11 protein-coding genes are annotated in these 11,890 nt (G+C 41.5%); all 11 read left to right on the top strand.

Annotated elements, in window-relative coordinates; genetic code table 11:
* The first annotated feature begins 75 nt into the window (after positions 1 to 75).
* The 11 genes from RB604_RS00235 to glmM all read left to right on the top strand — a co-directional run bounded on the left by RB604_RS00235 (position 76) and on the right by glmM (position 11,683).
* A complete protein-coding gene (locus RB604_RS00235) occupies positions 76 to 639 on the top strand; it encodes an L-threonylcarbamoyladenylate synthase (RefSeq protein ID WP_025818995.1) in 564 nt (187 codons plus the stop codon).
* Complete coding sequence (locus RB604_RS00230) at positions 640 to 1,209, top strand: sugar transferase (protein ID WP_007482121.1); 570 nt, start codon at positions 640 to 642, stop codon at positions 1,207 to 1,209. It begins immediately after the preceding gene.
* A 7-nt stretch (positions 1,210 to 1,216) separates the two neighbouring features.
* Entirely contained in the window at positions 1,217 to 3,007 is a 1,791-nt protein-coding gene (locus RB604_RS00225) for a chloride channel protein (protein ID WP_005933626.1), read from the top strand.
* Positions 3,008 to 3,191: 184 nt separating this feature from the next.
* Positions 3,192 to 4,160, top strand: coding sequence for a methionyl-tRNA formyltransferase (fmt, locus tag RB604_RS00220; protein ID WP_005933623.1), 969 nt, complete (start codon positions 3,192 to 3,194; stop codon positions 4,158 to 4,160).
* Positions 4,161 to 4,464: 304 nt separating this feature from the next.
* On the top strand, positions 4,465 to 5,058 hold the full coding sequence (locus RB604_RS00215) for an RNA polymerase sigma factor (protein WP_005933619.1): 594 nt from the start codon (positions 4,465 to 4,467) through the stop codon (positions 5,056 to 5,058).
* A gap of 78 nt (positions 5,059 to 5,136) precedes the next feature.
* Entirely contained in the window at positions 5,137 to 5,310 is a 174-nt protein-coding gene (locus RB604_RS00210) for a hypothetical protein (RefSeq protein WP_005933617.1), read from the top strand.
* Positions 5,311 to 5,379: 69 nt separating this feature from the next.
* Positions 5,380 to 6,030 (top strand): ribulose-phosphate 3-epimerase, encoded by a 651-nt coding sequence (gene rpe, locus RB604_RS00205; protein WP_005933615.1) that lies wholly within the window; start codon positions 5,380 to 5,382, stop codon positions 6,028 to 6,030.
* Between the two features lie 6 nt (positions 6,031 to 6,036).
* Entirely contained in the window at positions 6,037 to 8,145 is a 2,109-nt protein-coding gene (locus RB604_RS00200; protein ID WP_055294775.1) for a ComEC/Rec2 family competence protein, read from the top strand.
* A gap of 45 nt (positions 8,146 to 8,190) precedes the next feature.
* Entirely contained in the window at positions 8,191 to 9,225 is a 1,035-nt protein-coding gene (locus RB604_RS00195; RefSeq protein WP_005933610.1) for a DHH family phosphoesterase, read from the top strand.
* Between the two features lie 321 nt (positions 9,226 to 9,546).
* A complete protein-coding gene (gene bamK / locus RB604_RS00190; protein WP_005933607.1) occupies positions 9,547 to 10,245 on the top strand; it encodes a BamK family beta-barrel-assembly machinery protein in 699 nt (232 codons plus the stop codon).
* 46 nt (positions 10,246 to 10,291) lie between these two features.
* On the top strand, positions 10,292 to 11,683 hold the full coding sequence (glmM, locus tag RB604_RS00185) for a phosphoglucosamine mutase (RefSeq protein ID WP_007482123.1): 1,392 nt from the start codon (positions 10,292 to 10,294) through the stop codon (positions 11,681 to 11,683).
* The last annotated feature ends 207 nt before the right edge of the window (positions 11,684 to 11,890 follow it).

Raw genomic sequence — 11,890 nt, 5'->3', positions numbered from 1 at the left:
TTTCTCTTAAACTTTGTTATTACCATGCAAAAGTAGTATTTTTGCGCGTTATTCTCATCAGATATGAATCAAGAAATGATAGAAGATATTAAAAAAGCTTGCCAGGTAATGCAGGAGGGGGGAGTCATCCTTTATCCTACAGATACCGTTTGGGGATTGGGGTGCGACGCTACCAATCCGGATGCTGTGCGTAGGGTATATGAGATTAAGCAGCGTGCTGACAGCAAGGCGATGCTGGTATTGGTCGATTCGCCCGTAAAAGTAGATTTCTACGTACAGGATGTTCCTGATGTTGCATGGGATTTGATCGAGGTTGCTGATAAGCCGTTGACTATCATCTATTCCGGTGCACGTAACTTGGCTCCCAATCTGCTTGCTGAAGATGGCAGTGTAGGTATCCGTGTGACCGGTGAAGATTTTTCACGTCGCCTTTGTCAGCAATTTCGCAAAGCCATTGTTTCAACCTCGGCAAATATAAGCGGGCAACCGGGTGCAGCTAATTTCAGCGAGATAAGTGATGAGGTTAAATCACAAGTAGATTATGTTGTCGGTTTTCGTCAGGATGACATGAGCCGTCCGAAGCCGTCGAGTATTATTAAACTCGAAAAAGGTGGGGTAATAAAGATAATACGTGAATAGATGAAGCAGTTGATGGATTATATAGTGGCGGCGTTGGTGTTGCTGCTGTGTTGGCCATTACTGCTCTATATTGCTATTCGTATCCGCATGCAGGGAACGGGTAGTATTTTTTACCAACAGGAGCGGTTGGGAAAGGGAGGTATTCCTTTTCGGATGGTGAAGTTTCGTACGATGGTGGCGGATGCCGAAGACGGCACTCCTTTGCTCGCTGTCTCCGATGATTGTCGTGTGACACCTTTCGGACGTACGTTGCGTAAACATCATCTGGATGAATTGCCACAATTTTGGAATGTGCTGAAAGGAGATATGTCCATTGTAGGCCCTCGCCCCGAACGTGCTTATTTCGTACAGCAGATTCTAAAGAAAGAACCCCGTTATAAACAGGTGTTCCGTTTGAAACCGGGAATTACTTCTTTGGGAATGGTGAAATTCGGTTATGCTAACACGACAGAGAAAATGGTTGAACGTGCCCGTTACGACCTTTATTATTTAGAACACTATAGCTTTTGGCTCGATATCAAAATTCTGCTGGCAACGGTCCGGGAGGTTTGGATCGGCAAAGGCATTTAAAAATAAGATGGAAAAAGAAAAGATTACTCTGATCCAACGTTTTATCCGTTGGCGTGAAAACAACATTAAGGAGAAACAGTTTATTCTGATTCTCAGTTTTCTTGTAGGTATTTTCACAGCATTTGCTGCACTGATTTTGAAGTTCTTTATCCATTCGATACAGAATTTCCTCACTGATAATTTCAATGCTACGGAAGCGAACTACCTTTATTTGGTTTACCCGGTGGTGGGTATCTTCTTGTCGGGATGGTTCGTGCGGAACATTGTGAAAGATGATATCAGTCATGGGGTGACAAAGATTCTGTATGCTATCTCTCGCCGGCAAGGACGTATTAAACGCCATAATGTGTGGTCGTCTACGATTGCCAGTGCCATTACTATCGGTTTTGGCGGGTCGGTCGGAGCAGAAGCGCCTATTGTACTGACAGGTTCGGCCATCGGCTCTAACTTAGGAAGTGTGTTCAAGATGGAACATCGTACGTTGATGCTGCTTGTGGGGTGTGGTGCTGCCGGGGCCATTGCGGGCATTTTCAAAGCGCCGATTGCAGGACTGGTGTTCACGCTGGAAGTACTGATGATCGATCTTACGATGTCGTCTTTGTTGCCTCTGCTTATTTCTGCCGTAACTGCTGCAACGGTTTCCTATATTGTTACCGGCACGGAAGCCATGTTTAAATTCCATCTCGATCAGGCGTTTGAGCTAGAACGTATTCCTTTCGTTATTTTGTTAGGAATCTTTTGCGGACTCGTTTCTCTTTATTTTACCCGTGCCATGAATTCGGTGGAAGGGGTTTTTGGAAAACTCAACAATCCGTATAAGAAATTAGCTTTAGGCGGTGTGATGCTGAGTGTACTCATCTTTCTTTTTCCTCCGCTTTATGGTGAAGGTTACGACACAATTGAACTGTTGCTGAATGGAACGAGCAATGCCGATTGGGATACGGTACTGAACAATTCTTTGTTTTATGGTTATGGCAACCTTTTGCTGGTTTATTTGTGTTTGATTATCCTATTGAAAGTTTTTGCTTCCAGTGCTACAAATGGTGGTGGCGGTTGTGGTGGTATTTTTGCGCCTTCGCTTTATTTGGGTTGTATTGCCGGGTTTATCTTTTCTCATTTCAGCAATGACTTTGAGTTCTCTGCTTATTTGCCCGAAAAGAATTTCGCACTCATGGGGATGGCGGGTGTGATGAGTGGAGTAATGCATGCCCCATTGACAGGGGTGTTCCTTATTGCCGAGTTGACAGGCGGCTATGACTTGTTTTTGCCGTTGATGATTGTTTCCGTCAGTTCTTATTTGACTATTATCGCTTTTGAGCCGCATAGTATTTATTCCATGCGTTTGGCAAAGAAAGGCCAGTTGCTGACTCATCATAAAGACCGTGCCGTACTCACATTGATGAAGATGGAAAATGTGGTTGAAACAGATTTTGTAACTGTTCATCCGGAAATGGATTTAGGGGAATTGGTGAAAGCGATAGCTTCTTCTCACCGTAATGTTTTTCCGGTAACTGATAAAGAGGGTGTTCTGATTGGCATTGTCCTGTTGGATGACATCCGGAATATAATGTTCCGACAAGAACTTTATCATCGTTTTACGGTTAGTAAATTGATGACATCCGCGCCGGCTAAATTGTTTAATACCGATGGTATGGAGCAGGTAATGCAGACTTTTGATGATACAAAAGCATGGAATTTACCTGTGGTGAACGAAGAAGGTAAGTATTTAGGATTTGTATCAAAGTCGAAAATATTCAATTCATATCGGCAGGTACTGGTGCATTTCTCGGAAGACTAAGAAATAATGTGCCAATATAATAATGTGCCAATGTGGCAATATGCCAATAGGCTGCGCTATGTAAAGGATATAAAACAAATTGGTGCATTTCTGAATTAGTATATTGGCATTTTATTGGATAATTGTTATTTCATTCCTTAATTGGCACATTGGCATATTAGCATATTATTTAATTATTTATAGTATGAAGAAAGAAGATCTGAGAATCGTTTATATGGGTACGCCCGAGTTTGCGGTGGAAGGCCTGCGTTGTCTTGTAGAAGGCGGATACAATATAGTCGGTGTTATTACGATGCCCGATAAACCTGCCGGGCGTGGACATAAAATTCAATATTCTCCAGTCAAGCAGTATGCATTGGATCATGATCTCCCCCTGTTGCAGCCGGAAAAACTAAAGGATGAGGCTTTTGTACAGGCTTTGCGTGATTGGAAAGCCGATTTGCAGATTGTAGTTGCCTTTCGTATGTTGCCCGAGGTGGTATGGAATATGCCCCGTTTGGGAACTTTTAACTTGCATGCTTCTTTGCTTCCTCAATATCGTGGAGCAGCTCCGATTAATTGGGCGGTGATTAACGGTGATACGGAAACAGGTATTACTACTTTCTTTTTGAAACATGAGATAGATACGGGAGAAGTTATTCAGCAAGTTCGTGTTCCTATTGCCGATACGGATAATGTAGGTGTCGTACACGATAAATTGATGGTGTTAGGTGGCCGTTTAGTTGTAGAAACGGTAGATGCAATATTGAATGATGAGGTAAAAGCTATTCCACAAGACGAAATGGCTGTTGTTGGCGAACTCCGTTCTGCACCGAAGATATTTAAAGAGACCTGTAGAATCGATTGGAATCAACCGGTGAAACGTATTTATGATTTTATTCGCGGACTTTCTCCTTATCCGGCTGCATGGTGTGAACTTACCGACGCTACCGGTGAAGCGGTTGCCGTAAAAGTGTTTGAGACAGAAAAAATACAGGAGACTCATCAGTTGGTTCCCGGCACGATTGTTACAGACGGTAAAAACTATCTGAAAATAGCTGCGACTGATGGTTTTGTAGGTATCCTGACTCTTCAGCTTCCCGGCAAAAAACGACTGAGAACAGATGAACTATTGCGTGGGTATAAAATAGATAAAACGGCATTGATGAGGTAATAATTGGAGAATGAAAGAATTAAGGAATGAAGAGAATGAAGAAATTCATCTGTTGACAATATTAGCCGATTATTCAATTGACATATTTCACGTTATTTTACAACGCAGTCCATTGGCCCACTTTCATTCTTTCATTGATCATTAACTTCGCCAATGAGTTAATATTGTTGTCTCCATTAAAAATATTTCTCTTTTCTTTTGGTTCTTTCATTGGGATTCCTTTTCTTTGTCCCGAGTTATTAATCCTTTAAATATGAATGCCTATAGAAACACGTTACGCTAATTATATCTAATCGCATACGTAATGGACACATGGAATAACAAGGCTGACGAAACGTTGGTCGCTCTCTATGCTAAAGGAGAGAATCAGGCATTTAATGTTCTTCTGAACAGATATAAGGATAAGCTATATACCTATATTTATTATATAGTACGCAACTCCGAGATGACAGAAGACATTTTTCAAGAAACATTTATGAAGGCAATTATCACAATTCGCCAAGGACGTTATAATGAGAATGGCAAATTCTCAGCATGGTTGCGCCGTATTGCCCATAATTTGATTATTGACTCTTTCCGCCAAGAAAAATCCGAGAATCTGGTATCTTGCGATGAACCGGAAGTGAACATTCTGAACAATATAGGCTTGGCCGAAGGTACGATAGAAAATACGATTGTCAACCGGCAGATATTGGCGGATGTACGTCGTTTGATGGAATTTTTGCCGGATGAACAGCGCGAAGTGGTGTATATGCGTTTCTATCAAGATCTTAGTTTTAAAGAGATTGCCGAGCAAACAGGTGTAAGCATTAATACTTCTTTGGGTCGCATGCGCTATGCCATCCTTAATTTGCGTCGTATGGCAGAAAAGAATGGAGTCGTTCTTACCGTAGACTAAATTTAATTAAGTACCTATATACTAAAAGGTTTGTTTCCTACGTTCTAAAGGAAACAAACCTTTTGATATATAAGGCCTATGAATAAAAAAACTACTCCCTCTCATCAGCAGTGTCCCGAAGAAAAGCATTTGCCGGAAAGTAAGAGACTCCGGGTCAGTGAACAAACATTGGCTTTTCTGCGTTCTTTTGCAAGTAACTATTATGTAGAACAGCAATTGCCGCAAGGGTTGCAGGGGATTATTTTGGGATAAATTTGTTACTTCCGTTTATTCCCCCTACTTTTGTATCATTGTACTAAATTCTTAAAAAAAGACGGACTAATGAAACCAATGATATCACCATCTATTCTCTCGGCAGACTTTGCTCATTTGGCTAAGGATGTTGAAATGTTAAACCGTAGTGAAGCCGATTGGGTTCATATCGATATTATGGATGGGGTATTTGTTCCTAACATTTCCTTTGGATTTCCTGTATTGAAATATGTGGCAAAGTTGAGTGAGAAACCGCTTGATGTGCATCTGATGATCGTGCAGCCCGAGAAATTTATTCAGGAAGTGAAGGCATTGGGTGCTCATGTGATGACTGTACATTATGAGGCATGTCCTCATTTGCACAGGGTGGTACAGCAGATTCGGGAGGCCGGTATGCAACCGGCTGTGACCATTAATCCTGCTACTCCGGTGGCAATGCTCCAGGATATCATCCGTGATGTGTACATGGTGCTTATTATGAGCGTTAATCCCGGTTTTGGCGGGCAGAAGTTTATAGAGCACTCGGTTGAGAAAGTTCGTGAACTTCGTGCTTTGATAGAACGTACAGGCTCTAAGGCTTTGATCGAAGTAGATGGTGGTGTAAATGTGGAAACCGGTGCACGTTTAGTGGCTGCCGGAGCAGATATCTTAGTGGCAGGAAACGCAGTATTTGCCGCTGAAGATCCCGAAGGAATGATCCGTCGTTTGAAAGAGCTATAATAAATAATGCTCTTTGCCTGGCTACATCGCTATCCTTTTTTTCGCTTGTTAGGCCCTTTGATTGTGGGCATTTATTGCAGCGATGAACTTATTTTCCAGGGGCAATCCGGTTGGGTTGCCTCTTGTGTTTTTCCGCTATTCTTTTCTTTTCTCGGGATATTGATGCTTTCTTCTTTTCAGAAATGCTATTCCAGACGTTGGATATTCGGTGTTGTTCTTTTTCTCTTTTGCTTTGTTTTAGGCTTTATGAGGATGAATCGTCAAATGCAGGCGGTTGAATTTGCTTTTGGCAGTGAAGAAACGACTTATCGAATGTTTCTTGTAGAAGAACCACAGATAAAAGAACGAAACGTTTTCTGCCGGGTATTATTGACAGAACGGATTGATTCATCTTATCGAAAAACAACGCTGAATCACAAAGCTATTGTTTATTTGAGTAGGGATTCGCTTAGTGAATGTTTAGGTTGTGGTGACGAATTAATTGCCTATACCGGGTTTTCTACTCCTGCCAATAATGGGAATCCGGATGAGTTTGACTATGCCCGTTTTCTTCTTCGGCATCAGGTTAGTGCCATTGGAAATGTTCATACGGGTAAGTGGAGAAGAATTTCACAAGATGCTATCCATTCGTTTCGGCAAAAGGCATTTGATTGCAGAGAGCGGGTATTGGCCATTTATCGTCATCTGGGATTCCAAGGAGATGATTTTGCGGTACTTTCTGCCCTTACCGTGGGGTATAAAGAGGGGTTGAGTGAGGAAATACGCGAGAGTTTTTCGGTATCCGGTTCCAGTCATGTACTGGCGTTGTCCGGTTTGCATATCGGTTTTTTGTATGCGTTGCTTTGGTTTTGTCTACGGTGGTTGCCGGGGCGTTGGCGGGCAATGGCGGTGTTGCGTACCTTATTGATCATTGCATTTCTTTGGGGATTTGCTTTTTTCACAGGACTGTCTGCTTCGGTGGTTCGTTCGGTATTTATGTTTTCTTTATTTGCTTTGTCGGGGCTGAGCCGGCGAAAGAATTTTTCTTTGAATACGCTTTCTGCGGTGGCTTTCTTTATGCTTCTCTGTCGGCCTGTCTGGCTGTTTGACGTTGGTTTCCAGCTTTCGTTTTGTGCAGTGACGGCCATATTGCTATTACAACCGCGGATATACAGGTGGTTTCCCGGAGTACATTCCCGCATCGGTCATTATCTGTGCAGTTTGATGAGTGTCTCTATTGCGGCGCAGATTGGTACGGCTCCGTTGGTACTTCTGTATTTTTCCCGATTCTCTACACATTTTTTGTTGACCAATTTATTGGTAATACCTCTTGTTTCCTTTATTATGTATACAACTGTCATCATGTTGTTGTTTACGCTTTATTTTCCTCTTCAATCGATTATTGCGATAGGAGTAAAGTGGCTGATCGGATTGTTGAACTCTTGTGTCCGTTGGGTAGAGCAACTTCCCTGGGCATCCTTTGATGGCATATGGCTTTACGGTACAGATGTATTGGGTATTTATCTTTTTCTCTTTTTATTAGGATACTATTTGAATACATGCAAAGCGAGGAATTTGATTCTTAGTGTTTTCTGTTTGTTGGCTGTTTGTACTTGCCATATGGTACGGCAGGCTAATGATCGTCCTAAACCGGGTTTTGTGTTTTATAATGTTCGTAACTGCCCTGCGGTTCACTGTTTGGCAGCCGATGGGCATTCCTGGCTGATTTATGCAGATAACATTCCGGATACTTCCCGCTTGCGTAAAGCTGTTTCCGGATATTGGAATCGCTTGCATCTGGAGCCACCACAAGCTATAATTACGGACTATACAGGGGATATGTTGGCTTATCGTGATCATATCCTTTCTTATTCCGGTCGGCGTATTTGTGTGCTTAGTGATAACCGTTGGCGGAACAAATGGGCGGCTCAGCCGTTATCTATAGATTATCTTTATTTGTGTAAGGGGTATGATGGCTGTTTGAAAGAACTGTTGGAGTTGTTTACGGTTCGTACTGTAATATTGGATGCTTCCCTTTCTGATCATCGCCGGCAGGCATACGGGAAAGAGTGCAGACAGTTGGATCTTCCTTTTATATCACTGCCGGATGAAGGTTCTGTGAGCTTTATGCTTTAAGTATGAAGAAATATCGTAATTTTGCCGTGAAATAATATATAGTATATGTTGACTAAAGTAATTGAACAAGCTAAGATAGATCATTTTACGAAATGGTTTGAACGTGCTGATAAGATAGTGATTGTGTCTCATGTGTCGCCCGATGGTGATGCGATCGGTTCCTCTTTAGGGTTAGCCCAATTTTTGGATTCACAGGATAAAACCGTCAATGTTATTGTACCCAACGCTTTTCCCGATTTCCTGAAATGGATGCCTGGCAGTAAAGATATTCTGCTCTATGACCGCTATAAGGAGTTTGCTGATAAATTGATAAACGAGGCTGATATTATTTGTTGTCTCGACTTTAATTCTTTGAAACGTATTGAGGAAATGGCGGATTCGGTAGCAACTTCCCCCGCCCGTAAAATCCTGATTGATCATCACCTTTATCCGGAAGATTTTTGTAGGATCGTCATTTCTCATCCGGAAATTTCTTCCACTTCCGAACTTGTTTTCCGTTTGATTTGTCGTATGGGGTATTTCAGTGATATTTCTCGTGAAGGTGCCGAATGTATCTATACAGGTATGATGACCGATACCGGAGGGTTTACGTATAATTCCAATAACCGTGAGATTTACTTTATTATAAGCGAATTGTTGTCTAAAGGAATTGATAAGGATGATATTTATCGAAAGGTGTACAATACTTATTCGGAGAGCCGGTTGAGATTGATGGGATACGTATTGTCGAATATGAAAGTCTATCGTGAGTACAATTCCGCATTGATTTCTTTGACTAAAGAAGAACAAGGTAAGTTCGACTATATTAAAGGTGATAGCGAAGGATTTGTCAATATCCCTCTTTCAATAAAGAATGTTCGTTTTTCTTGTTTCTTACGGGAAGATACAGAGAGAAGGATAATTAAGATCTCCTTGCGTTCTGTCGGAACATTCCCTTGTAATAAGTTAGCTGCGGAATTCTTCAATGGCGGTGGACATCTGAATGCCTCAGGCGGTGAGTTTACCGGTACGATGGCCGAAGCTAAGCAGGTTTTTGAAGAAGCATTGAAAAAATATAAAACGTTGCTGACGGAAAACTAAAAAAGAGATGAAGAGATTAATGGGAGATGGAAGAAGTAAATGAGCCTTTTAGGCGATGAGTTTTATCTTATTGGAACGATGAGTTTCATTCTGTTGCAACACTAAGTTCCATTCTATCGGAACAATGAGTTCCAATAGAATGAATCATAGTGTTTCTCCCATCTCTCATCTTCCATCTTCCCTTAATCCTCCTTCTTCTCTTAATTCCCTCCTTTCTTTTGAACTAAATAAGTTAAAAGTGTTGAACTTTCAACTCTCAACATTCAATTTTCAACTAAATTGCGGTACATTTGTACGGACATATAGTTAAGATACAGACGAATGAAGAAACTTATATTATTATTTATCTCTCTGCTGGCTGTTGGAGCCGCTTTTCAATCATGTGATAATACGAAGACCTATGCCGAGATGCTTGAGGAAGAGAGAGATGGTGTGAATGATTTTATTAATAAGTATAATATTCAGGTAATCTCCGAAAGTGAATTTCTGGTGGATACCATCACTAAATGTGAACCCGATTATCCGGGATACAATCAATATGTCGGTTTTTCGAATGGTGTCTATATGCAGATTGTGAAACGTTTTGGAACTCCGCGTGCATCATCTGTTCCTTATCCGAATCTGGAGTCTGCTCTTCCTTTTGAAAACAACAATCTGATCCTTGTACGCTTTATAGAGAAAGATATTCTTACGGACTCTATTACATTAGCTTCTAATGTCGATAATCCTTATTTGGATGCTTTGAATATTTATCCGGCAGGCTTCCGCTATACGGTTAGTGGGACTACTATTTACGGGCAGTTTGTGCAGGAGCCGGGGATTTCTTCTTACTATTATTATGACTATACCATAGATGGCATGTATGGTACTTCTGTTCCTGCAGGCTGGCTTATGGCGTTGCAATATGTGAAAGATGGTGCGCACGTAAAGTTGATTGTTCCTTCGAAGAGCGGACACTCGATTGCACAGCAGAAAGTATATCCTTACTTCTATGATATACGGGAACTTTCTATCGATTAATACAACACTGATACAACTAACTTTAATTTTTGATATTTAAATCCTTATGACTCTAATCAAATCTATCTCTGGTATCCGCGGAACGATTGGCGGAGGGGCAGGCGAGGGATTGAACCCGCTTGACATAGTGAAATTCACGTCGGCTTATGCCACTTTGATTCGTAAAACATGTAAATCGACCAGTAATAAAATCGTTGTAGGCCGTGATGCACGTATCTCCGGTGAAATGGTGAAGAACGTAGTAGTCGGTACTCTTATGGGTATGGGTTGGGATGTAGTAGATATTGATCTTGCTTCTACTCCTACTACCGAGTTGGCTGTAACGATGGAAGGAGCTTGCGGAGGTATTATCCTGACTGCTTCGCATAATCCTAAACAGTGGAATGCTTTGAAGCTTCTCAACGAGCATGGCGAGTTCCTGAATGCAGCCGAAGGAAATGAAGTTCTTCGCATTGCCGAAGCGGAAGAATTTGATTATGCCGATGTAGACCATCTCGGTTCTTATCGCAAAGACCTTACTTATAACACAAAGCATATTGACAGTGTGCTGGCACTCGACTTGGTGGATGTGGACGCTATTAAGAAAGCAGACTTCCGTGTGGCGATCGATTGTGTAAATTCGGTTGGTGGAATTATACTTCCCGAGTTGTTGGAACGTTTGGGCGTGAAGCATGTAGAAAAGCTCTATTGTGAGCCTACCGGAAACTTTGCACACAATCCGGAGCCGCTTGAAAAGAATTTGGGAGATATCATGAATCTTATGAAAGGCGGTAAGGCAGATGTGGCTTTTGTTGTAGATCCGGATGTGGATCGCTTGGCTATGATTTGTGAAAACGGTGTGATGTATGGCGAAGAATATACATTGGTAACCGTAGCCGATTATGTATTGAAGCATACTCCGGGCAATACGGTTTCTAATTTAAGTTCTACCCGCGCTTTGCGTGATGTGACTCGTAAATATGGTATGGAATACAATGCTTCGGCGGTAGGCGAGGTTAATGTGGTGACTAAGATGAAAGCTACCAATGCCGTTATTGGTGGTGAAGGCAACGGTGGAGTTATTTATCCGGCCAGTCATTACGGACGTGATGCTTTGGTAGGTATCGCCCTTTTCCTCAGTCATTTGGCTCATGAAGGTAAAAAGGTGAGCGAGTTGCGTGCTACTTATCCTCCTTACTTTATTGCCAAGAATCGTGTAGATCTTACTCCGGAAATAGATGTGGATGCTATTTTGGCTAAGGTGAAGGAAATCTATAAGAACGAGGAGATTAATGATATCGACGGTGTGAAGATTGATTTTGCCGACAAATGGGTACACTTGCGTAAGAGTAATACGGAACCGATTATCCGTGTGTATAGCGAGGCATCTACAATGGAAGCTGCCGAAGAAATCGGGCAGAAGATCATGGATGTCATTAACGATTTGGCAAAAAAATAAACTGTATTTAGTTTTAGCTAATACAGTATTTATTGTTGTAATCATAAAGTAATTCAGTTAAACTACACATATTAAAATTAAAGAGGAGGTCAGTGACTTCCTCTTTTTTATATATACCTGTAAGAATCTCTTTAGGAAGTATTAATCTCTTTAGGAAGTATTCTTAGTATACTTTTAAAACGGTTTTTAGTAAAGATAGGTTAGTAT

This window comes from Bacteroides salyersiae (assembly GCF_031172035.1).
GTDB classification, from domain to species: Bacteria; Bacteroidota; Bacteroidia; order Bacteroidales; family Bacteroidaceae; genus Bacteroides; species Bacteroides salyersiae.
Note: the sequence above shows the minus strand (reverse complement) of the source record. Positions and strands in the feature narration are given on the sequence as shown.